Raw genomic sequence first — 24,030 nt, forward strand, 5'->3', positions numbered from 1 at the left:
AAAACCGTTTCACACTTTTCGGGATGCGCTCCATATTACGGAGACTACTCAATGACTGCGAATGTTTCAAACGGCGCGCAAAACGCCGTAACGACGGCGCATAACCAAATTGATGCGAAGCATGTCGAAGAGCTGGCTCTTCGCATGGTCAGCTGGCGCAGCGAAACCGGTACGCCCGGCGAAGCGGAATTCTCCGGCCGCTTTGTCGAATTACTCAAGGAAATTCCCTATTTCCAGCAGAACCCGGCAAATATCCGCACGGTTGCCAGCCATGGCGATCCGCTGACCCATAATGTGGTGGCGCTCGTTCGCGGCAAGGGCCGCGAAACATTGGCGCTTGCCGGTCACTTCGACACGGTCGCGACCGACAATTATCACGAGTTGAAATCGCTCTCCTGCGACAGCGTCAATCTGAAAGAGGCCCTGATCAAGGACCTTGGCAAGCGCTCACGCTCGCAGCAGGAAGAGCGCGCGCTGGAAGACCTCCTGAGCGGCGACTTCCTCCCCGGTCGTGGCCTGCTCGATATGAAGAGCGGTATTGCCGCCGGTATTGCCTGCCTTGAGCGCTTTGCCGCCGATCCCGACCGCAGTGGCAATCTGGTCCTGATCGTCACGCCCGACGAAGAACGCGAAAGCCGCGGCATGCGATCCATGCGCAATGCGCTGCCGGATGTAGCCCGAGACTTCGATCTCGATATTTCGGCTGCCATCAACCTCGACGTGACCTCCGATCAGGGCGACGGCAGCGAAGGTCGCGCCGTCTATGCCGGCACCATCGGCAAGCTTTTGCCTTTTGCACTCGTCATCGGTTGCAGCTCCCATGCCAGCTACCCCTATGAAGGCGTCAGCGCACAGGCCATGGCCGCAGGCATTCTCACCCGCTTTGAAGGCAATGCCGATCTTGCCGATCGCGACGAAAAAGACATTTCCCCACCGCCCATCTGCCTTGAGGCAAAAGACCTGCGTGACGGCTATGAAGTGACAACACCGGAACGCTTCTGGATCGCGCTCAACTGGCTCTATCACGGCATGACCGCCGAAGAGCTGTTCAAGCGCTTTCAGGACGAAGTGCGCACCGGCGCCGTCGATGCGGTTGCACGCTTCGCCGCACAGGCCGAAGCCTATGGCAAGCTGGTCGGCAAGCGTGCCGGAGCAACTCCGCCTGAACCGAAGCTGGTAACCTTCACCCAGCTGCGCGCCATGGCGGCAGACATTGCAGGCGACGACTTTGAACGCCTCTATGACGAACAGGAACAGCGCCTTTCCGGCATCGACAATCCACTGGCTGTCAGCCGCCAGTTGACCGAATGGCTGGTGGGCGTGGCCCATCTCGCCGGACCGGCGATTGTTGTCGGCTTTGCCGGGCTGCACTATCCCGCGAGCCATCTCGACAACACGAAAACCAACGACCGCCTGTTTCAGCAAGCCATTGATGAAACCATCAAGGTCTTTGCCGCCTTCCCCGATCAGAACCTTGTCTGGAAGCCACATTTCCAGGGCATTTCCGACATGAGCTTTCTCGGTCAGGCAACGCTTGGACAGGATATCGTGTCGCAAAACACGCCCGTGTCGCGCCTCGTTGATCATCCAGCCGCCAATGCGCTGCGTTTCCCTGTGGTCAATATCGGCCCGTGGGGTCGCGAATTCCACCAGAAGCTTGAGCGCGTCCACGCGCCCTACGCCTTCGAGGTTCTGCCGCAGATCGTTTCGATGATCGCTGAAAAATTCCTCACGGCGAAGACCGGAAACGGCGCCCGCTGATCGGGCGCTCGCGCCCTGAACAAAAAGGTTCATTTAAATGACCAATGAAAAGCTGAATATCGTCCCCTTCGTCAGCGTCGATCACATGATGAAGCTGGTTCTGACGGTGGGTGTGGAAACCTTCCTCAAGGAACTGGCCGTGGTTGTCGAAGAAGACTTCCGCCGCTGGGAACAGTTCGACAAGACGCCGCGCGTCGCCTCCCATTCCAAGGAAGGCGTGATCGAGCTGATGCCGACCAGCGATGGCACGCTCTATGGCTTCAAATATGTGAATGGCCATCCGAAGAACACCCGCGCGGGGCGTCAGACCGTGACCGCCTTTGGCGTTCTCTCCGATGTGGACAGCGGCTATCCGCTGCTCCTGACCGAAATGACCATTCTCACCGCCTTGCGCACCGCCGCCACCTCGGCGGTGGCCGCCAAGCATCTGGCGCGCCCGGATTCCAAAACGCTGACGATTATCGGCAATGGCGCGCAGAGCGAGTTTCAGGCGCTGGCCTTCAAGGCGCTGCTTGGCATCGACAATCTCCGCCTGTTCGATATCGACCGCTCGGCAAGCGAACGTTGCGCCGCCAATCTGGCCGACAAGGGCTTTGCGGTTACCATCTGCGGTTCGTCGCAGGAAGCTGTCGAGGGCGCAGACATCATCACGACCGTCACCGCCGACAAGCAATATGCCACGATTTTGAGCGACAACATGGTCGGCCCCGGCGTGCATATCAATGCCGTTGGCGGCGATTGCCCCGGCAAGACAGAGCTGAACAAGGATATTCTCCTGCGCTCGGATATTTTTGTCGAATACCCGCCGCAGACCCGTATCGAAGGCGAAATCCAGCAATTGCCGGAAGATTATCCGGTCAAGGAATTGTGGGAAGTGATCACCGGTAAACTGCCGGGCAGAACATCGGATCGCGCGATCACGCTGTTTGACAGCGTGGGTTTTGCCACCGAAGACTTTTCCGCCCTGCGCTATGTCCGCAGCAAGCTGGAAGAAACCGGTCTCTATGCTGAACTGGACATGCTTGCGGACCCCGATGAGCCGCGCGATCTCTACGGCATGCTGCTGAGATGCGAGCAGGCATTGGAAGCCGCATAAGACTTTGCCGGGATGCCCGTCATCCCGGCAAAAAGGATAGTTCGGCCCAACACGTGCTGTTGGGCCTGTTGTTGACGCTGCAATGTGATATCACCAACGGCAAGTAACCGTGCGCGTGTAGTTGGATATCCTTGATCGTCTGAACGATGCAGCAATTGGCCAGAAAAATATCTGCAGAAATCGGCTGGGGTATTCCAAGCTCGATCGTCCTGCATCTGTTGCTGGCCTTTGTTCTGCTCGTCCGCTTGCCGGAACTGCCGACGGCGCAGGAACAGAGCGTCAATGTAGAGCTTGTTCCGCCACCACCACCCGCCGAAGAAAAACCCAAGCAGGATCAGGACAAGCCCGCCCCTGCGCCACCGCAGGCGCAAGCCCAGAAGCTTGCCTTTGAGTCCGCTTCCAACGATCCGAAGGATGAGACGCCGGAGCAACCGGATGTCCCGCCCGCCGCACCAGAAACCAGCGAAAAGCCTGACGAGGTTCCGCCTGCAACTGCCGAGGCCGGGAACGAACAGCCGCAGGAAGACAAACAGGAAGCGGCTGAGCTGAGCGCTCAATCCTCCAATGCCGGTGATACGTCTGGAGGAGCAGCCCCAACTGTCGAGAACCCGCCCGTTCCGCAACCAAAGCCGGAACAGGAAAAGCCAGCCGCCAAGGCCATTTCGGAGCAAAAGGCTGAAAACTTCAAACAGGCACGCAGGCTTTACTCGAAGGATGCGCTGTCCGATCCGCGTGTAAAGCAAGCGCTCGGCAAGCTCTCGCCAACAGATCGCGTCATCCAGATTTGCAGCATTGAAGCGCTTGAACAGATCCGCCGTCAACAACCGGGCGCTTTCCCCGACATGCTGGCCCGCGCCGGAGGTTCCGTTTCCAACACCGGTCTGACGGTCAGCAACGGCGCGTTTCGCAGCCGCACCCAGTGGTATGGCGTGGACTTCAAATGTCAGATCGATGCCGAGGCGATGTCAATCCAGTCCTTCAGCTATGCCATTGGTCACGCCATTCCCGAAAGCGAATGGGGCACACGGCAACTGCCCAGAGACTAGAACATGAAGTGATGAGACAAGGCTTGCAGCATTTGCTACAGTTCTCCATGTAATGCCCCACGAAACTAACATTGAATGGAGACAGGCATGAAAGTCGTATTTGTAACGACCGCTGTCCTCGCTCTGTCGGTTACGGCTGCGATGGCAGACTGCACTTACCATAGTGCGCAATCTTCTACCAAAATGGAGAAGCCGCAAACAACGGCGAGCGCAGAAACTACGGCACCCACCCAGAAATAACTATACTCCCAATGGGAGGTATCGTGTGAAACGGTGCCTCCTGTTTGGGACACGGGAACCCCAGACGCAATCAAAACCGCAGGCTGATACCGGCCTTGCGGAGAAGCCAGTAGAACAGCGCTGTCGCGCCTACCCCCAGCAGTATCGCCCAGCCAAAACCGGACCCGTCACTCGTGAAGGGCAGTCCGGCGGTGTTCATTCCGAAAATCCCGGCAATCAGCGTACCCGGCAGCAGCAAGGCGCTCATCACCGCCATTACTTTGAGGCTGCGGTTTGAATCATCCGCCAGTTCTGCCGCGATCTCTTCCTGAAGCAACCGCGCACGATCATTGACCATGACGATTTCACGGTCGAGCCGCTCAAGCCGCATGGAAAGCCGCTTCAAAACCGCATGGCCCATATCGGGCAAGGTCCAGTCCAAACGGTCTTCTTCTTCGAACAGCGCCACCATACCGGCCACCGGACGGTGCAGCGAAACGGCCAGACGGCGCACTTCCTTGAGGTCCCGGCGCTCGTCGTTCAACCGCTCTGTCACCAGCCTGTCTTCCACGGAATCGAGCATTTTGCTCGCTTCGTTGAGCCTTTTCGCCGTGTTCTTGCAGAAACCTGTCACCACGGCCTCGAACAGTTCATAGGCCGTTGCCGGGCAGAACCCGCTTGCGAATGAATGGCGCACCCGGTCGATGGCTTCCAGCGGATGCCGCCTGCCGGTGACAAGAAGCCCGCTCGTTACTGCAAAATGCAGGCGACCGATGGTCGTGGACATGCGCTCCATGTCCTGATGCATATCGGCGATGACACCGTGGATCGTCCCGGCTTCATGGCTGAGCACCAGACTGTCGTCATGCCCCTCCAGTATCGCCCGCGCCGACGCTGGCAAGGCGCATCGTTCCGAAAGCCAACCCTGTGCGCGCTGATCGACCAGATCGACATGCAGCCAGACCCAGCCGTCATGCGCGGCCAGCGCGGCGGCCACCTCGTCAGCTTTCAGCTCAACCACCGGCTGGTCGGGGCGCTTGTGATAAGCGCCCACCAGGCCGGGACTATGTTCCGTGTTGGAACCGCGAATGATGTTCAATGTCGTATACCGATGCTCGGCGCAAATCGGCCTCGCACGTAATGTTCAATAGACTTCCGGCACATACATTTCGGACGGGGTCTGGTGACGCACATAATCATCATGACGCACGCGTTCCGGCAGATGAATGGCAGATTTCGGCACATCCTCATAAGGTATCTGCGTCAGAAGATGCGCAATGCAGTTGAGGCGCGCCTTCTTCTTGTCGACGGCTTCCACAACCCACCATGGCGCTTCCTCAATATGGGTGCGATGCAGCATCTCTTCCTTGGCCTTGGTGTAATCTTCCCAGTGCACGCGGCTTTCAAGGTCCATCGGAGAAAGCTTCCACTGCTTCAGCGGATCGTGGATACGCATGTTGAAGCGGAATTCCTGCTCCTCATCGGTGATCGAGAACCAGTATTTGATGAGAATGATCCCGGAACGCACCAGCATGCGTTCGAACTCGGGAACGGAGCGGAAAAACTCTTCCAGTTCGTCCTTGGTGCAGAAGCCCATGACCCGCTCGACACCGGCGCGATTATACCAGGAGCGGTCGAACAGAACCATTTCGCCAGCGGTCGGCAGATGCGGCACGTAGCGCTGGAAATACCACTGATTGCGCTCGCGTTCGGTCGGTGCAGGCAGCGCGACAACGCGGCAGACACGTGGATTGAGGCGTTGAGTCACGCGCTTGATCGCGCCGCCCTTGCCAGCAGAATCGCGGCCTTCGAACAGCACGACAACCTTGAGCTTCTTGTGCTGCACCCAGTCCTGAAGCTTGACCAGCTCATGCTGGAGGCGAAACAACTCGCGGAAATACAGGCGGCGCTCCAGCGTCTGCTCGGCAGGGCCGGACATGCCCTCGGCGACCATTGCGTCCAGACGCTCTTCCTCGATCTGCATTTCCAGCTCTTCATCGAAACTGTCGGCGATTTCCGCCTTGATACGGTCCAGATGGCTGTTCTCGAACATGTTCACACCATAAGCTGAAGATTATCCCCGAAGCCGTAGTGGCTCCGCGCAATTGCACGGAATACTAGAAGTCCCTCATGACGGTTTCGTGACGTAATTTCGTCGGTCGTATGCCTTCTTACTTTCCCCCAAGACTTTCTGTCGGCCCCTCATCACATGCCGACTGTCATCAAACTGAAATATCTATCAGCCATGGCAGGATATGTGTTTCGGTAAGGACAGAACCCAGATGAAGAATACATACGATCTTTTGGTTGTCGGTGCGGGCATTGTCGGCCTTTCCACCGCGCTTGCCGCAGCCCGAAAAGGCAAGAAGGTCGTTGTCGTCGAGCGCAATGCCAAGGCTGTTGGCGCATCGATCCGCAATTTTGGCTTCGTCACCATATCCGGCCAGAAGGCTGGCGATCACTGGGCACGGGCACGGCGCGCCCGCGATATCTGGGCCGAGATTGCCGACGATGCCGGTATCGAAATCGTCCATCGCGGACTGGTCATGCCTGCTTACCGCGAGGAAGCGGAAAGCGTGCTGGAAGCATTTCTGAAAACGCCGATGGGCGAAGACTGCCGCAGGCTGACGCCTGGCGAAGCGCTGGAACATGTCCCGTCGATCCGCGCGAAAGGAATGCGCGGTGCGCTCTTTAGCCCGCATGAACTGCGCGTCGAATCGCGCGATGCCATCCCGAAAATTGCCGCGTGGCTGGAACGCCGCCACGGCGTCACCTTCCACTGGAATACCGCCGTCAATGCCATTGAAGGCAACAAAATTGCCACCAGTCGCGGCGTCATCGAAGCGGAAGCCTGCATTGTGTGCCCCGGCGACGACTTTTCGAGTTTGTTTCCAGAACGCATCGCCGCCTATGATCTGCGCATCTGCACATTGCAGATGCTGCGCGTCATGCCAGCCCAAACCGCGCGTTTCGGCGCGGCCGTCATGTCTGACCTGAGCTTTGGCCGCTATGAGGGCTTTGCCGATCTGCCGGAAGCCAAGGCGCTCTGCGACCGTCTTGATGCCGAACTTGGCGAAATGCGCCGCGGTGGCATTCATCTGATCGCCGTGCAATCCGCCGGTGGTTCGCTGGTTGTGGGTGACAGCCATGTCTATGGCAATGCCCCGGAACCCTTTGCACAGGAACGCTTCGATACGCTGATCATGGAAGCTTTCGACCAGATATTCGATCTGCCGGGCCGCGAGGTCATCGGGCGCTGGTGCGGAACCTATGCCTCGGCCAGCGACCGCGTGGTCATGGTTGACGAGCCCGCCGACAATATCCGCCTCGTCATGGTCACAGGCGGCACTGGTGCTTCCACAGGCTTCGCGCTCGGTGAGCAGGTCGTCAATTCACTCTACGCATAGAAACGGAGCCGTCATGGGACATCTCAAAGCAGTCGTGTTCGATTGGGCAGGCACGGTCATCGACTTCGGTTCCTTCGCCCCGATGGGCGTGTTTGTGGAAGCATTCGCGCAATTCGGCATTGAGGTTTCGATTGCCGAGGCGCGTGAACCCATGGGCCGCCCGAAGTGGGACCACATCGAAGCCATGCTGGCGCAGCCGCGCATTCATGCCGCATGGAAAGCACATCACGGCCACGCACCGACACAGTCCGACATTCAGGCCGTCTATGATGTCTTCGTTCCGCTGAACGAAAAGGTTGTCGATCAATATGCCGATCTGGTGCCGGGTGCCGCAGAGACGGCCCGCGCATTACGCGAACGGGGTCTCAAGATCGGTTCCACGACCGGTTACACCCGCTCGATCATGGAGCGCGTCCTGCCGCTTGCCAAGGCGCAAGGGTATGAAACCGACAATCTGGTCTGCGCCGGAGATTTGCCGCACGGACGCCCAACTCCGATGAACATGTATCGGTGCTTTCTCGATCTCGACGTCTGGCCAGCGCAGGCTGTCGTCAAGGTTGACGATACCGGCGTCGGGATAGACGAAGGGCGGGAAGCCGGATGCTGGACCGTGGGCGTGTCGCTGAGCGGCAACGAAGCGGGCGTCACGCCGGACGAACTGGCCAAAATGAGCGAGGCCGAAAAAAACACGTTGCGCGAAAAGGCATCTGCCGTTCTCTCCCGGCACCGGCCAGACTACATCATCGATACGGTTGCCGATCTTCTTCCGGTCATAGAGGCAATCGAACAACGGCTCGCCAATGGAGAACGCCCCCATGCCGGTAGCGGTGCCTGAACGAAGCCCGCTACCGAATTAATTTGACGCAAACGTAAAAAAATATGCTTTCGTTGAAACCCGTTTGATTGCATTCTCCCGGGCATGCGAACCACCGGGATCGTTCAATGATTGCAAAACCTTCCTTCCGTTTCCTCCGCTCTGGACGAAGCGTCATATTCGGAACCACGGCTGCTTTTGCATTCTGCATGTCGGCAATGACATTTGTCGTTCCAGCCCATGCTGATTCCCGCAACGTGGTTGCGGTTGCGGTGATGAAAGTCGCGGCAAGCGATTATCAGCCTAAATTGACGCTGTCCGGTGCGATCGAAGCCCGTTCGCTGGTCAACACATCGTTCCGGCTCGGCGGGCAGGTTGTGGAGCGCAAAACAGAGATCGGCCAGCATGTCGACAAGGGCGAACTGATCGCCCGCATTGACGATGCCGAACAGCAGGCCAATCTGCGTGTCGCTCAAGCCTCGAAGGATGCGGCTGAAGCGCAACTCGTTCAGGCGGATGCCAATTTCAAACGCCAGAAGGCGCTGCTGGCTCAAGGTTTCACGACCCGCAGCACCTATGATCAGGCAAACCAGACCCTGCAAACTGCGCAAAGCACGCTGGCGAGCGCCGAGAGCCAGCTGAGCGACGCGCGCGATCAGCTGTCCTATACCGAACTGCGCGCCCCGGTTTCCGGTGTCGTGACAGCGCGCAACATCGAGGCGGGTCAGGTGATACAGGCCGCACAGACGGCATTTTCCATTGCTGAAGATGGCCCCCGCGATGCCGTCTTCGACGTGCAGGAAACGCTGGTGAACCATGCCAAGGACGGCATGGGCGTGACAATCGCGCTTCTGTCGGATGCCTCAGTGGTTGCCGAAGGTCAAATCCGCGAAATTTCTCCCGTCGTCGATGCGCAGACGGGCACGGTCAGGGTCAAGGTCGGCATCGCGCGCACCCCGCCACAGATGGCGCTGGGCGCGACTGTAACCGGCACCGTGCATATGGAGAACCGTCAGGTCATCGTCCTGCCATGGAGCGCCATGACCTCCGACGCCGGGCACGCCGCCGTGTGGCGTGTGGCTGGGGATACGAATGTCGCAACGCTGGTGCCGATCACCGTGCTTTCCTATGAAAAGGAACGGGTGATCGTTGATAGCGGTCTGAACGACGGCGAACTGATCGTCACGAAGGGCGCACAGATGCTGCGTTCGGGTGAGCCGACCGAAATCATGCAGACGCAGGAAGGGGCGGTTGCGCAATGACGCGAGATATCCGAAAGCCCGTTACCCTGCCGTTCATGCGCGTTGCCGTCCTGATGGCTACGATTGCGCTTGCTGCTTGCGGCAAGAGCGATGAGGGCGACGCCAAGGCTGAACCCGTCCGCCCGGTTCTCTACATGGTTGTCGAACCACGGCCCGCCACGCAGGCCGGTTTTGCCGGTACGATCGAGCCGCGCTATTCGACCGACCTCGCCTTCCGCGTGCTCGGGCGCATTATCAGCCGCCCGGTGCAGGTGGGCGATCTGGTGCAGAAGGGTGAAACCGTCGCGACGCTCGATCCGTCAACGCTCGATCTGGCGATCCAGTCGGCAAAGGCAGATCTCGCAAGCGCCGAGGCGCAATTTGCCAATGCCTCGGCCAGTGAGGAAAGGCAGCGCATTTTGCTGCAAGGCAACAATGTTTCCCAGGCCGATTACGATGCCGCGAGACAGGCGCGCGACAGCGCCAACGCCAATCTGGAAAAGGCCCGGGCCGGGCTGAAGAAGGCGCAGGACCAGCGCAGCTATGCCGTATTGCGCCCGGACTATGACGGGGTGATTTCGGCAACCAATGCCGAGGTCGGACAGGTCGTGTCCGCGGGTCAGGCCGTGATGACGGTGGCGCGCCCGGACATTCGCGAAGCCGTGGTCGATATTCCCGACAGCATGACCCAGTATTTTGCGCCCGGCGCTGCCTTCAATGTGCAGCTTCAGGCCGACCCGTCCGTGACCGGTGCAGGCACTGTGCGGGAAGTGGCTCCGCAGGCCGATGCGCAGACGCGCAGCCGCCGGGTGAGAATTGCGCTCGATAATCCGCCCGACGGTTTCCGCCTTGGCGCGACCATTCGGGCGGCTCTTGCAACGCCGGAAAAAAATCTGGTGCGCCTGCCGCTCCAGGCTTTGCGCGAGGATAGTGGCAAGACAAGCATCTGGATCATCGATCCCGACAAGCAGACCGTTTCGCTGCACGATGTTCAGGTCATCGAGCGGCAGGGTAGCAATTTCGTCGCCGGTGGCGTCGAAGTCGGAAGCTATGTGGCGATTGCCGGCGTACATGAGTTGAAAGAAGGACAGAAAGTCCGTCTGGACCAGAAAGGAACTGGCCTGTGAAAAAGGGATTCAATCTGTCCGACTGGGCTTTGAACCACAGATCGCTGGTCTGGTATTTCATGCTCGTATTTCTGGTCGCGGGCTTCGTATCCTATCTCGATCTCGGTCGCGAAGAAGACCCGGAGTTTACCGTCAAGACGATGGTGGTGCAGGCCAACTGGCCGGGCGCGTCGGTTGAAGAAACGCTCAATCAGGTGACCGACCGCATCGAGAAGAAGCTAGAAGAACTCGACACGCTGGATTATACGCGCAGCGTCACCACTGCGGGCCAGTCGGTCGTCTTCGTCTTCCTCAAGGATACGGTGCGTAAACGACAGGTCACCGACGCCTGGAACGAAGTCCGCCATATGCTGGACGACATCAAGCCGGACCTGCCGAGCGGCGTTTACGGGCCTTATTACAACGACAAGTTCGGCGATGTTTTCGGCAATATCTTCGCCTTCACCGCCGACGGCCTGTCGATGCGGCAGCTGCGCGACTATGCCGAAGACGTGCGCGCCAAGATTTTGACGCTGCCCAATGCCGGCAAGGTCGAGCTGATCGGCGCGCAGGACGAAGCGATCTATCTCGAATTCTCGACGCGGCAGGTGGCGGCGCTCGGTCTCGACCAGCAAGCCGTGCTGCAAGCCTTGCAGGACCAGAACGCAATCACGCCCTCCGGCGTCGTACAGGCAGGACCGGAACGGATCAGTGTCCGCGTCAGCGGCCAGTTCAATTCCGAAGCCGATCTGCGCGCAGTCAATCTGCGCGTCAATGACCGGTTCTTCCGCCTTTCCGATGTCGCGACCATCACACGCGGTTATGTCGATCCGCCAACATCCATCTTCCGCGTCAATGGCGCGGATTCCATCGGCCTTGGCATCGGCATGAAGCCGAACGGCAATCTGCTCGAATTTGGTGCAGCGCTCGACAAGATGATGCAGCAGGTAACGGCGGAACTGCCGGTCGGCGTCAAGGTATTCAAGGTGGCTGACCAGCCGCATGTCGTGAAGGAAGCCGTTTCCGGCTTCACCAGCGCGCTGTTCGAAGCCGTGGTCATCGTGCTTGCGGTCAGTTTTGTAAGCCTTGGCTTGCGCGCCGGTTTCGTGGTGTCGCTCTCGATCCCGCTTGTGCTCGCAATCACCTTCCTGTCGATGTCGCTTCTGGATATTTCGCTCCAGCGTGTGTCGCTCGGCGCGCTCATTATCGCACTCGGCCTTCTGGTCGATGACGCCATGATTGCGGTCGAAATGATGGTGGCGCGACTGGAATTCGGTGATCCGATCAACAAGGCCGCAACTTACGTCTATTCGCATACGGCATTTCCGATGCTGACCGGCACGCTTGTGACCATTGCGGGCTTCATTCCAATCGGCCTCAATTCCAGTCAGGCTGGCGAATATACCTTCACGCTGTTTGTGGTGATCGCGGTCTCGCTGGTGGTTTCATGGATTGTCGCGGTTCTGTTTGCACCGCTGCTCGGCGTCACCTTCCTGCCGAAGAAAATGAAACCTCATGCGGAAAAGCGCAGTCGCTTCTTTGAAGCCTTTTCCAAGGCGCTGTTGCTGGCGATGCGCTATCGTTGGGTGACCATCGTCACCACGATCCTCCTGTTTGCGGTTTCTGTTTTCGGGATGCGCTTCATCGAACAGCAGTTCTTCCCGCAATCGGATCGTCCGGAACTGGTTCTCGACTGGACCTTGCCACAAAACAGCTCCATCGCCGAAACGCGGGCGCAGATGGAGCGTTTCGAACAAACGATGCTGAAGGATAATCCCGATATCGAGCATTGGAGCACCTATGTCGGGCAAAGCGCAATCCGCTTCATTCTTTCCTTCGACGTGCAGCCGAACAATCCCTATTTCGGCCAGATGGTCGTCGTCGCCAAGGATGTGGAAGCGCGTGACCGCTTGAAGGCCAAGTTCGATGAGGTCTTCCGCAAGGATTATGTCGGCACCGACGTCTATGTGAAATTTCTGGAGCTTGGACCGCCGGTCGGCCGCCCTGTGCAATACCGCATTTCCGGCCCCGATATTCAGAAACTGCGTGGCATAGCGCAGGATTTTGCCGGTATTCTCAGTGCCGACCAACGACTGGGCGTGGTGAACTATAACTGGAACGAACCCGGTCGCGTGATCCGCGTCGATGTCATGCAGGACAAGGCGCGCAAGCTTGGCATTTCTTCCAAGGATATTGCGACGACGTTGAACGGCGTCGTCGGCGGCATCACGATTACGCAGGTGAGGGATTCGATCTATCTGATCGATGTCATCGTGCGCGCGCAGAAGCACGAACGCGATTCCATCGACACATTGCAGAGCCTGCAAATTGCGACGGGCAACGGCACCTCAGTGCCGCTCGCATCCATCGCCAATTTCCGTTACGAACTGGAGCAGCCCGTCATCTATCGGCGGTCGCGCATCCCGACCATCACGGTAGCGGCAGGCATCATCGACAAAACGATGCCGGATACGATCGTGAAAGATCTGGGTCCTGCCATCAAGGCTTTCGCCGACAAGCTACCGGCTGGCTATTACATCCAGACAGCAGGTACGGTTGAGGAAAGCGGCAAGAGCCAGGGACCGATTGCAGCCGTTGTTCCGCTGATGCTGTTCGTGATGGCGACGGTGCTGATGCTGCAATTGCAGAGTTTCCAGCGTCTGTTCCTTGTCGTCGCGGTTGCGCCCCTCGGCCTGATCGGCGTGGTTGCAGCGCTTCTGCCGAGCGGTAAACCGCTTGGTTTCGTCGCTATTCTGGGCGTGCTGGCGCTGATTGGCATTCTGATCCGAAACTCGGTCATCCTGATCGTGCAGATTGAGGAGCACATCACCGAAGGCATGAAACCGTGGGATGCGGTGATGATTGCCAGCCAGCATCGTATGCGCCCCATTGCGCTGACGGCGGCGGCGGCAAGCCTTGCGCTTATCCCCATCGCGCGTGAAGTGTTTTGGGGGCCGATGGCCTATGCGATGATGGGCGGCATCATCGCCGGCACGGCAATCACCCTCCTGTTCCTGCCAGCGCTTTACGTGACCTGGTTCCGCATCAAGGAACCGGACGCGGAAGAGACTGCGGCGCCACAGCATTGATCTGCCAAACGAAATCACTCTGGAGCGGGGTTCGCTCCAGAGTGGAATGGCCCATCACAAAAATTTTACATCCGGGTCTTGAACGGGACAAAAACATACACATTTGAAGAAGGCAGCGCCGGGCCCCTCTGGTCATGGTATTCCGCTATGGCGATGTCGGGGCTGCTCCACTTGTTCAAATGGAGATGGTCCGGCGATGGATTCGCTTATTTCAGCCCTTTCGGGCGATTTTCTCGGCACACCTGTATATTTCTGGGCGGCATTCATCACGATCGTCGTGGGTTTGCTGGTTTTCGACCTTGGCATCCTGCATCGCGACGAACACGAAATCGGAGCCAAGGAGAGCCTGCTCCTCTACGGTTTCTATGTCCTGATCGCGTTGGCCTTCGGCGGCTGGGTCTGGTGGGAACGCGGCTCGCAGGCAGGCCTTGAATTCTACACCGGCTATCTGATCGAGCAGAGCCTTGCGATGGACAATATGTTCGTCATCGCAACGATCTTCGGCTTTCTCGCCATCCCCCGCCTTTACCAGCACCGCGTGCTTTTCTGGGGTATTCTGGGCGTCATCGCCTTCCGCGCGGTTCTCATCGGGCTGGGCGCGGCGCTCGTGCACGAGTTCAACTGGATATTGTTCCTGTTCGGCGCCTTCCTCGTCTTCACCGGCTTCAAGATGTTCCGCCATCAGGATGAAACGCCCGATATCGAGCAGAATGCGGTCTTCAAATTCCTGCGCAAGCGCTTCAATATTACAAGCGAAGTGCATGGCCGCAATTTCACCGTCAAGAAGCCCGATCCGAAAACCGGCAAGCTGGTCACCTGGCTGACGCCGCTTGCGGTCGCGCTGATCATGGTAGAAACCGTCGACCTGATCTTCGCCGTCGACTCTGTGCCCGCCGTCTTTGCCGTCACGCAGGATACGTTTATCGTCTACACATCGAACATCTTCGCCGTCCTTGGCCTGCGTGCGCTCTATTTCGCACTTGCCGCCGCCATGAACCGCTTCCGTTATCTTCAGGTATCGCTGGCGATCATTCTGGTGCTGATCGGTATCAAGATTTTCCTGGTGCCGCTGGGTGTCCACATCAACACGTTGCTGTCGCTGGTGGTAACGCTCGGTATTCTCGCAAGCGGTGTTCTCTACTCGCTCTACAAGACCCGTAACGAGCCGGATATGAGCGTCGAAGAACTGGCCGCGCAACAGCATAAGGAAAGCTGATCGCAAGCTCCCTTTCCTCAAGACAAAGCCCCCGGACTTCTTCAAGTCCGGGGGCTTTTCATTTCGGGCAGAGGATCAGGCTGCGATATAGTTTTTCAGGAAGGCGCGTGTGCGGTCCTGCTGCGGGTTGCGCAGCACCTCTGCGGGCGCACCTTCTTCAACCACAACGCCGCCATCCATGAAGACGATCCTGTCGGCAACCTCACCGGCAAAGCGCATTTCATGCGTGACGATCAGCATCGTCATGTGTTCAGCGGCAAGCTGCTTCATGACAGCATTCACTTCATCGACCAGTTCCGGATCGAGCGCCGAGGTCGCCTCGTCGAAAAGCATCACCTTCGGCTGCATGGCCAAGGCGCGGGCAATGGCGACGCGCTGCTTCTGGCCGCCGGACAGGCGCGACGGGTAGACGTCCACCTTGCTGGCGAGTCCTACCTTGTTGAGCAGTTCCAGCGCGAGTTCGCGGGCTGCCGATTTGGACATGCCCTTCAGCTTTGTCGGTCCCAGCGTGATGTTTTCGAGCACAGTGAGATGCGGGAACAAATTGAAGTGCTGAAACACCATGCCCATCTGCTGACGCACGGAGTTGATGTGCTTTTCAAAAGCCTGACCGCTGAGCGGCTGATTGACTTGCAGCCCATCCAGCCAGACCTCGCCACCATTCAGCGTCTCCAGATGATTGATGGAGCGCAGCAATGTGCTCTTGCCCGAACCGCTGGGGCCGATGATCGCAATGATCTGGCCGCGCGATACCGAAAGATCGATCCCTTTCAGGACCTCCAGCGCACCATAGGCTTTGCGGGCGCCCTTAACTTCAACCATAGGCTTCAAGGCGCTCATCGCGTAACCTCCACTTTTCTTTCGATATGCCGCAGACCCGCTTCCATGATGAGATTGACCACATAATAAAGTGCGGCGGCAGTCAGATAGAACTCAAACGGACTATAGGTTTCACTGATGGCGATCTGCGCACTGTGAACCAGTTCGGCAATGCCGATGATCGACACGAGCGACGTATCTTTCAACAGCACGATCATGTTGTTGCCGATGGGCGGGATGGTGTTGCGAATGGCTTGCGGGATGATGATATAGCGCAGCGCCTGTCCGCGGCTAAGCCCGATGGATCGCGCACCTTCCATCTGGCCGGGATCGACCGAGACGATACCCGCCCGGAACACATCCGCATTATAGACAGCGAAATGCAGGCTGAGGCCGAGAATGCCGGCAAACAGTGCTGGAATATCAATGCCGATCTGCACCAGGCCATAATAGATGAGATAGAGCTGCAAAAGCAGCGGCGTGCCCATGAAGAGCCACATGAAGAAGCGGACCGGATAGGCGAGCAGGGCCGGTGCGTAAAGCACAACCAGTGCAAACGCGATGCCGAGGATAAAGCTCAGCGCGCTGGATGCGACCGCAAGAACGAAAGTCCACCACAGTCCGGTCAAAAGCAGATCGGTATAGGGAGCGACGATACTGAAATCGAGAGCTGGCATAGCGTCCTCCCTCAGCGTGCAGCGAAGCGCTTGTCGAGCAGATCGACAATCGACGCCACCACATAGACGATGACCATGTAAATGACCGCAGCGACCGCGAAAATCTCGAACGGTTTGTAGGTCGAGCTGATGAAACGTTGCGCCGTATAGGTGAGTTCAACCACGGAAATGGTCGACACCAGCGCCGACCCCTTGACCAGAGCAACGGCATTCACACCGAGCGGGCGGATCATCAGGCGCGCTGCCTGCGGCAGAATGATGAGGCGCAGGGACTGTCCGCGTCCAAAGCCGATTGAACGGGCCGCTTCGTCCTGCCCCCGGTCAACACCTGCAATCGCACCGCGAATGGACTCGGCCATATAGGCGCCGATATTGAGTCCCAGACCGATCACACCAGCCGCATAAGGCTCCAGTTCCAGACCGATCTGCGGGCCACCGAAATACAGAACGAACAGCTGCACGAGACAGGGCGTTCCACGGAAGATGCTGACATAAGCGCCGGATAGAAAACGCAGAATAGTACTGTTTGAAAGGCGTCCGGCGACCAGAATGCCCGCAATGACGAATCCCAACACAAGAGCAAGCACGGAAATCTGCACGGTTACCCATGCCGCCTCCAGAAAAAACGGGAGGACGTGCCGCATTAACGCAAGATCCATAAAACTACTCCGGAAGATCGCATGTGCCGGCCCGGACAAACCGGGCCGGATTAAAAGCCGGCTTAGCGAATATCGCTACCGATCCACTGCATCGAGATTTTCTCGTAGCCGCCATCGGCGAGCATGTCGTCGAGCGCCTTCTGCATGGCAGCCTTGAGTTCCGGATTGTTCTTGCGAATGGCAATGCCGAGCGCCTCGCGACCGCCTTCAATATTCGGCGTATCGACGATACGAACCTTCTGGCCGGTTTCCTTGACGGCGATCTTCACCGGAATGCTGTCCATGATAAGCGCATCAATGCGACCTGCATCGAGATCGATCAGCATTTCCGGCAGACCTTTATAGGTGCGGACATTGAGGTCGCCCTGTGCCTTGGCCCACTTCTCGTGGGCATCGCCCATGGTCACGCCAACGGTCTTGCCATTGAGGTCTTCAAGCTTCTGGATGGAGGAGTCTTCCTTGACCACAACCGTGCGGCCCGCATGGTAGTAGGGGCCCACAAAGTCGACAGCCTTTTCGCGCTCCGGCGTGATGGTCATGGAGGCGACGACGGCGTCATATTTCTTCGCCAGAAGGCCCGCAATGATGCCGTCAAACGGCGTGGTCACGAGCTTGACCTTCACGCCCAGACGATTGGCGATTTCCGTTCCGATGGAAGCATCGAAGCCAACCACCTGGTTATCAGCATTGGTGAAGCTGAAGGGCGGATAGGCGCCGCTCATGGCGACACGCAACTCACCGGTTTCCTTCAGCTTTTCCAGCTCGTCAGCATGCGAGGGCACGGCTGAAAAAGCGGCTGCAATCGCAACGGCGCCCGCCGCAAACAGGGTCTTGAGCTTCATATTCATGGCTTTGTGTTTTCCTCTGGAATGGTCTTATTGTTAGGCTTATGGTTTGCCATCAACCTTCATCGGCAGAGCTTCGCACAGGCGTTGTTTTCAAGCATCCTGCAATATGACTGCGGACCCGACACATTGCCGGAATTGACCGGCATATTGTCGGCGAAGGAGATGCTTTTTCCGACGAAAAGACATCGTTGAGCGTGAACGTACTGCCCTGCCCCTCATCGACAGAACAAGCGCCACACCTTGAACCCCGAGCGCGAAAAAGGCCGCACTCCCACCCGATGATCCGGATGGGAATGCGACCTTGAAAATCAGCACTGATATCGAAGACTTTACTTCAACGCAGCCTCAAAACTGTCAGCGAGAACGCTGAGCAGATGATCGGCATTGGCGCGGTTGAACACCATGGACGGGCGCATCTTCAACACGTTGTCGTGCGGACCCTCGGTGCCCATCAGGATGCCGCGTTCGCGCGCGCCGTCATTGATCTTGCGGGCCAGTGCCGTTGCCGGGGCCTTGGTCTTGCGATCCGTGACAAGCTCGATACCGAGGAACAGTCCCTGACCGCGAACATCGCCGATAATATCGAAGCGCTGCTGCATCTTGCGGAAACCGTCGATGAGATAGTTGCCGACATTCAGCGCATTCTCGCGCAGCTTGTCCCGTTCGATCACATCGATGACTGCAAGACCAGCGGCACAGGAAACCGGATTGCCACCGAAGGTGTTGAAGTATTCCATGCCGTTGTTGAAGCTGTCTGCGACTTCACGCGTGGTCACGACAGCCGACATCGGATGGCCGTTGCCAATCGGCTTGCCCATGGTGACGATATCCGGCACGACGTCCTGCATTTCAAACGCCCACCAATGGCTGCCAACGCGGCCGAAACCGACCTGCACTTCGTCGGCAACGCAAAGTCCGCCTTCCGCGCGAACCATAGCGTAAACTTGCCTGAGGTAACCTTCCGGCAGGAACACCTGACCAGCGACACTCGGAATGGATTCCGCGAAGAAGAAAGCCGGCGCACGACCCTGCTTGCGCATAGTGTCGATCTGTTCGGCAATGCTTTCGGCAAAGCGCTTGCCATGCTCCTCCAGCGGCCAGTCTTCCGGGGCGTGATAGCTGTCTGGAATGACCGCTTCATAGACGTGATCCGGCCGTCCCTTGCCGCCCTTCCGCTTGTACTTGTAGGGGCTGAGATCAATCAGTTCCTGCGTGGTGCCATGATAGGCCCAGTCGAGAACGATGGCTTCCTTGCGACCCGTATGATTGCGCGCCATACGCAGCATCAGGCTGTTTGCTTCGCTGCCCGAGCAGGCAAAGGACGCGACCGTCAGCCCCTCCGGCAAGGTTGCCGTCAACCGTTCAGCATAGGCGACGATGTTGTCGTGCAGATAGCGCGTGTTGGTATTGAGCAGCGCCGCCTGACGGGCGATGGCTTCCACGACTTCCGGATGGGCATGGCCCAGATGGCAGACATTGTTGAAGCAATCGAGATAGGCGCGGCCATAATTGTCGATCAGCCACGTCCCGTCGCCGCGCACGAACTTGATCGGCTCCGAATAGGAAATCGACAGGTTCGGCAGCAGGATTTCCTTGCGCTTCGCGATGATCTCGGCGCGGGTTCGCCCATCCTGATGGAAGGTTTCCGGCGGAATGCCGGCCAGCGCCGCCACATCCGGGAAAATATCAGCCCATACGTCGAGATAGGCGGCTTCGCCAACGCCCAGAATTTCGGTTGCCGTCAGATTGATATCCGTCGTCATTTCGAAATGCAGATGCGGAGTCCATCCGCCATTCTCGTGAATATCGCCCATATGGCCGACAAGGTCGCCAGCCTGCAACTTCTGACCCGGCTTGAGACGGCCAAGCGCCTCATGCGCCATATGTCCCCACAAGGTTACGAAAGGCGGGCAGCCTTCCGGGCGATGCTCAAGCTTGACAAGACCGCCATAGCCGAGCGGCTCGCGTTCAATTTCGACACTGACGACGGTTGCGGCAAGCGGCGTATAAAGCGGCGTTCCGGCAGGCATGAACAGATCGACGCCCAGATGATGGATGCGGCGCTGCCCTTCGATGAAGCGCGATTCAAACGCCGTGTCGGTATAGACGGTGCGCTTTTCGCCCCAAGGTCCGATACCAAGCTGGACGTTGTTTTCGGCGCAGAAATTATCCCACCATTCCGTTGCTTGCCCGGCGCGCTGTTCAGCGGAAGCAACCGTCATGAAATGCGTTGCATCGCCATAAGGCACCAGAGCCTTGGTCATGGTTGCCGGTGCCGGGCGCACAATCGGAGCAAATGTTTTGCTGTTATCGGCAATCCATTTGCGGACCGCACCCGCGCCTTCAATGGCGTCGAAGCCGCAGGCCTTGCGCAGAATAGCAGCGGCAAAGCGCGGGTTCATCGCGTCCATCTTTTCCAGAAGACGCCAGGCCGGTGCCTCGCTGATCGCGAGATATGGATTGTCATCCGTCTTGTCGTGGCGCGAAGCCGAGAAAGTGACGCTGGTGACGAGACGCATGGCAATGAGATCGAACAACAGGTCGATTTCTTCCGCCTTGAGCGGGTATTTTTCATGGAAACCGGCGGCCAGCGCTGCCGCCGCGCCGATTGGGTCTTCCATATCGAGGATGGAATAGGCGCAGGCAATGGCGACTTCGGCAATCAGGACGGTGTGCACCGCATCGCCAAAATCGATCAGTCCGGCAATCTGTTCATGGTCGCTCTTGCTGACCAGCACATTCCAGTCATTGGCATCATTATGGATGACCTGCGCGCGCAAGCGCGACAATTTCGGCGCGACATAGTTTTCAAAACGCACGATGAAGCGCTCAAGCAGCGCACGCCTGTCGGCATCACGGACGAAATGCAGGCGGGTCCGCGCCCGGCCTGCATGGCGCAGATCCCAATCGAGTTCGCGCACGGCACCCGGATGGATAAAGCCCTGCAAGGCATGATCCAGTTCGCCAAGCGAGCGGCCCAGATTACGCATCAATGCAAATGTGCGCTTGACTTCGGCGAGCGGAACGCCCGGAAGCCAGCCCACCAGTCTCATGGCGTGGCGCTCGCCACCGGTAGCCACAGCCGATGCAAGCACATCGCCGGAAAGGCTCGGCTTCAACTGCGGAACGGCAAGCTTTGCATCCGCGTTGGAAAGATGGTGCAGAAGTGCGGTCTGGAATTCGCTTTCGACCTGCGGCTCGCTGGCATTGACGATCTTCAAAATCCAGTCAGCGTCCGTCCCGGTTTCCAGGCGAAAATTGCGATCTCGTTCGCTGTCGAGCGGCGATGCCGTTGCGGTGACGCCAAAGACTTCAATGGCTAGTTTCTCGGCATCGGCTGCGGAAAACTGCGGGTTCGGATGGGAGAGATCGGTCATAGACGGTGCGTTTCCAGTTTACATTTCTTATCAGAAGCTTGGCACGCAATGCGTTTTCGGGCATCAAGTATCCTGTCGGAAGAACCGGCACTTTGTCGGAATAGACCGGCATATGTCCGGTCACGCGTATAGGGTAACGATGCGGGAACTTGATGCGAAAGATCGCGAAATACTGGCAATTCTGTCCAAGGAAGCGCGCATCGCGCTGAAGACGCTGGCCGGTCGTATCGGCTTGTCCCGCAGCGCGACCAGCGAACGTGTCACGAATCTGGAACGCAGCGGCGTTATTCGCGGCTATCGCGCGGATATCGGCGAGATCGATACCAATTTCATCCGCGCCATTCTGCTCGTAAGCCTGAAACGCACGCCCGCTCTGGCGCTTCTCGACATTTTGGCGCAGCATGCCGAAGTCCGCCGCGTCTCGTCAGTCAGCGGACAGCTTGATCTGGTTGTCGAGCTGGAAGCGGCAACAATCGACGATCTGAACCGCGTGCGCGACCTCGTTGCCGCCCATGATATCGTCGACGACATCACCACCGCTTTCGTGCTGCGGCGCGATATCGACCGCGAAGTCCGATAGGCATAAATCGAGCGGCAGGCGGAAGCTCGCGCTTCGCCTGCCCATCATATTGCTTTAAGCTTTTGTTTTCACGAATGTCTTTGTCCCGAAACCCGTTTCCGCTTTCGGGAGACATGCTCTAGCTCTGATAAATATCAGCGCGTGTTTGCGGAACAGCCGAAATGCCACGTTTGCGCTTCGAGGCAAGTGTCTGGTTGATCTGAACCGTTCCGCGCTCAAATGCCAATGCGCATCCTGCGAGATACAATATCCAGAGGCGCGCCCGCGCATAACCGACCTCGGCAACGGCCTTGTCGAAATTGGCATGAAGCCGGTCCGCCCACATGCGGCAGGTGCGGCCGTAATGCTCGCGGAGATTTTCCACGTCATGCACCTCAAAGCCATGGCCTTCGAGATTCTCAACCGTCATGCCCAGATGGTCCAATTCACCGCCCGGGAAGATATATTTCACCAGCGCCAGATGTTCCGCACTCTTGCGGTTGAAGCTCTTCTTGTTCTTCTTCATCCGACGGGTAATGGCGTGGTGCATATAGAGACCGCCGGGCCGCAGCAAACGCCGCACCGACTTGAAATAAGTGTCGTAATTGGCAATGCCGACATGTTCGAACATGCCGATGGACGAGATCTTGTCGAACTCCTGATCAAGCTCGGTATAGGACTTGATGTGGATGGTGATCTTGTCTTCCAGCCCGGCAGACTTGATCCTTTGTCGGGCCAGCGCGGTCTGTGCTTCCGACAGCGAAACGCCGGTTCCAATCACGCCATAATTCTGCACGGCATGGATCAAAAGCGCGCCCCAACCGCAGCCGATATCCAGAAAACGGTCGCCCGGCTTCAGACGCAGCTTGCGGCAAATCAGATCCAGCTTGTCGTGCTGTGCCTGATCCAGACTGTTCTGCCAGTCGGTGAAATAGGCGCAGGTGTAAACCATGCGTTCATCGAGAAACAGCTGATAAAACTCGTTCGACACATCGTAGTGATGGGTGATCGCTTCCTTGTTCGAGCCGCTGACGAAGGGAGACTTTCCGTCGATATTTTCCTGGTCCTTCGCTTTGCCGGCAAAGAGCAGCGATGGAATGCCTTTCAGCAACTGCCATTTCGGCAGCGCCTTGATCCGGTCCTTGAGATGACCGTCGATCTTTGTTTCGGCGACATCGAAGATGGTTCCGTTTTCGATGTCGACCGCGCCGGAGGTCCAGAGGCTGATGAGCGTATCGTAATTCGGCTTCAGCACCACCTGACGCACGACCGACGGGTCCTTGATCGCCAGCGTTGGCCCGTCAAAGGCGCCGATCTGGGTGCCGTCCCACAGTTTGACATTCAACTGTGGTCGAATGGTTTCGACGATGGTCCGAATGGTACGCGCCGCACCGGTCTCTGCTGCCATGCAATGTCTCCCAATCTGGACATCGATTCGCTATGAAAAATTACCGTAATCTCTCCGATTGGAGAAAGCATCAGGAATACCGATCTGCTGCACAGCGCGATACAAGTTACCGTGAACGCACAGCTTTTCAGCGTATGGTTTGACCGCGATGAATATCCTGCGGTCGGATTTTGGCAAGTGCGGACACCAGAACACCGGTGATGACAGCCTTGACCACATCGCCCGGAATGAAGATGGCCAGGAGCTTGACCGCTTCAAGGAAAGGCTTTGCGAGGATCAGCGACATGCCGATTGCGCCGAACAGATAGAGCACCACGATACAGCCCAGCACTGCGCCGATAAAGGTCGACACGCCGAGATTGGCGATGGGTGCACGCTCGATGAAAAGGCCCGTGACGTAAACCGCCGGAATCCAGCCGAGCAGAAAGCCAACCGTCGGACCCGAGAACACGCCAAGACCACCGCGTCCAACCGCCAGAACCGGCAATCCGATCGCCACCAGCAGGATCACCAGCGCCACGGCGGCGACACCGCGTTTCGGCCCCAGAACGGCCCCGGCAAGCATCACGCCAAGATTTTGCGCAGTGATCGGCACGCCGAAGCCGAGCGTGACAGCCGGCAAAAATCCCAATGCGCAGATCAGCGCTGCAAACAGGGCCACATGGGCGACATTTCTTTCCATCCGGGA

19 protein-coding genes are annotated in these 24,030 nt (G+C 58.1%); 10 read left to right on the forward strand and 9 right to left on the reverse strand.

The window, feature by feature from the left end; genetic code table 11:
- Positions 1–51: 51 nt before the first annotated feature.
- From FGI60_RS16685 to FGI60_RS16695, 3 genes are all read left to right on the forward strand, one after another.
- Positions 52–1,761, forward strand: coding sequence for a M20/M25/M40 family metallo-hydrolase (locus tag FGI60_RS16685; protein WP_138786153.1), 1,710 nt, complete (start codon positions 52–54; stop codon positions 1,759–1,761).
- Positions 1,762–1,798: 37 nt separating this feature from the next.
- Positions 1,799–2,857, forward strand: a complete 1,059-nt coding sequence (locus FGI60_RS16690) for an ornithine cyclodeaminase (protein WP_138786154.1) — start codon at positions 1,799–1,801, stop codon at positions 2,855–2,857.
- Positions 2,858–3,003: 146 nt separating this feature from the next.
- Entirely contained in the window at positions 3,004–3,903 is a 900-nt protein-coding gene (locus FGI60_RS16695; protein ID WP_138786155.1) for a DUF930 domain-containing protein, read from the forward strand.
- Positions 3,904–4,213: 310 nt separating this feature from the next.
- Here FGI60_RS16695 and FGI60_RS16700 read toward each other — a convergent pair whose 3' ends face one another.
- Both FGI60_RS16700 and ppk2 read right to left on the reverse strand, forming a co-directional pair.
- Positions 4,214–5,221, reverse strand: coding sequence for a transporter (locus tag FGI60_RS16700; protein ID WP_171058790.1), 1,008 nt, complete (start codon positions 5,219–5,221; stop codon positions 4,214–4,216).
- Between the two features lie 45 nt (positions 5,222–5,266).
- Complete coding sequence (ppk2, locus tag FGI60_RS16705) at positions 5,267–6,175, reverse strand: polyphosphate kinase 2 (RefSeq protein ID WP_078338237.1); 909 nt, start codon at positions 6,173–6,175, stop codon at positions 5,267–5,269.
- A 229-nt stretch (positions 6,176–6,404) separates the two neighbouring features.
- On the opposite strand from ppk2, the gene FGI60_RS16710 reads away from it, so the two are divergent.
- From FGI60_RS16710 to FGI60_RS16735, 6 genes are all read left to right on the forward strand, one after another.
- Positions 6,405–7,529 (forward strand): TIGR03364 family FAD-dependent oxidoreductase, encoded by a 1,125-nt coding sequence (locus FGI60_RS16710; RefSeq protein ID WP_138786157.1) that lies wholly within the window; start codon positions 6,405–6,407, stop codon positions 7,527–7,529.
- Positions 7,530–7,542: 13 nt separating this feature from the next.
- Complete coding sequence (gene phnX / locus FGI60_RS16715; RefSeq protein WP_138786158.1) at positions 7,543–8,364, forward strand: phosphonoacetaldehyde hydrolase; 822 nt, start codon at positions 7,543–7,545, stop codon at positions 8,362–8,364.
- Between the two features lie 188 nt (positions 8,365–8,552).
- On the forward strand, positions 8,553–9,605 hold the full coding sequence (locus FGI60_RS16720; protein ID WP_374843539.1) for an efflux RND transporter periplasmic adaptor subunit: 1,053 nt from the start codon (positions 8,553–8,555) through the stop codon (positions 9,603–9,605).
- Positions 9,606–9,640: 35 nt separating this feature from the next.
- The gene (locus tag FGI60_RS16725) at positions 9,641–10,711 is read left to right on the forward strand and encodes an efflux RND transporter periplasmic adaptor subunit (RefSeq protein ID WP_138786251.1); all 1,071 of its coding nucleotides are present in this window, start codon (positions 9,641–9,643) and stop codon (positions 10,709–10,711) included.
- A complete protein-coding gene (locus FGI60_RS16730; RefSeq protein WP_138786160.1) occupies positions 10,708–13,779 on the forward strand; it encodes an efflux RND transporter permease subunit in 3,072 nt (1,023 codons plus the stop codon). The genes FGI60_RS16725 and FGI60_RS16730 overlap by 4 nt, the downstream gene beginning before the upstream one ends.
- Positions 13,780–13,975: 196 nt before the next feature.
- Entirely contained in the window at positions 13,976–14,995 is a 1,020-nt protein-coding gene (locus tag FGI60_RS16735) for a TerC family protein (protein ID WP_138786161.1), read from the forward strand.
- A gap of 75 nt (positions 14,996–15,070) precedes the next feature.
- On the opposite strand, the gene FGI60_RS16740 is transcribed toward FGI60_RS16735, so the two are convergent.
- The 5 genes from FGI60_RS16740 to FGI60_RS16760 all read right to left on the reverse strand — a co-directional run bounded on the left by FGI60_RS16740 (position 15,071) and on the right by FGI60_RS16760 (position 21,375).
- On the reverse strand, positions 15,071–15,835 hold the full coding sequence (locus FGI60_RS16740) for an amino acid ABC transporter ATP-binding protein (RefSeq protein WP_138786162.1): 765 nt from the start codon (positions 15,833–15,835) through the stop codon (positions 15,071–15,073).
- A complete protein-coding gene (locus FGI60_RS16745; protein ID WP_138786163.1) occupies positions 15,832–16,491 on the reverse strand; it encodes an amino acid ABC transporter permease in 660 nt (219 codons plus the stop codon). Before FGI60_RS16745 ends, FGI60_RS16740 begins: the two co-directional genes overlap by 4 nt.
- 11 nt (positions 16,492–16,502) lie before the next feature.
- Complete coding sequence (locus FGI60_RS16750; protein ID WP_138786164.1) at positions 16,503–17,150, reverse strand: amino acid ABC transporter permease; 648 nt, start codon at positions 17,148–17,150, stop codon at positions 16,503–16,505.
- Between the two features lie 62 nt (positions 17,151–17,212).
- Positions 17,213–17,998: an ABC transporter substrate-binding protein gene (locus FGI60_RS16755; protein WP_138786165.1), complete on the reverse strand. Its 786-nt coding sequence runs from the start codon at positions 17,996–17,998 to the stop codon at positions 17,213–17,215.
- Positions 17,999–18,327: 329 nt separating this feature from the next.
- A complete protein-coding gene (locus FGI60_RS16760; protein ID WP_138786166.1) occupies positions 18,328–21,375 on the reverse strand; it encodes an aminotransferase class III-fold pyridoxal phosphate-dependent enzyme in 3,048 nt (1,015 codons plus the stop codon).
- Between the two features lie 139 nt (positions 21,376–21,514).
- Between FGI60_RS16760 and FGI60_RS16765 the strand changes: the two genes are divergently transcribed.
- Positions 21,515–21,955, forward strand: coding sequence for an Lrp/AsnC family transcriptional regulator (locus FGI60_RS16765; RefSeq protein WP_078338226.1), 441 nt, complete (start codon positions 21,515–21,517; stop codon positions 21,953–21,955).
- A gap of 118 nt (positions 21,956–22,073) precedes the next feature.
- Here the strand turns inward: FGI60_RS16765 and FGI60_RS16770 are convergent, their stop codons facing one another.
- Positions 22,074–23,342: an SAM-dependent methyltransferase gene (locus tag FGI60_RS16770; protein ID WP_138786167.1), complete on the reverse strand. Its 1,269-nt coding sequence runs from the start codon at positions 23,340–23,342 to the stop codon at positions 22,074–22,076.
- Between the two features lie 127 nt (positions 23,343–23,469).
- Entirely contained in the window at positions 23,470–24,024 is a 555-nt protein-coding gene (locus FGI60_RS16775; RefSeq protein WP_078338224.1) for a biotin transporter BioY, read from the reverse strand.
- Between the last annotated feature and the right edge of the window lie 6 nt (positions 24,025–24,030).

The sequence above is a fragment of the Brucella haematophila genome (assembly GCF_005938105.1).
Taxonomy (GTDB): Bacteria; Pseudomonadota; Alphaproteobacteria; order Rhizobiales; family Rhizobiaceae; genus Brucella; species Brucella haematophila.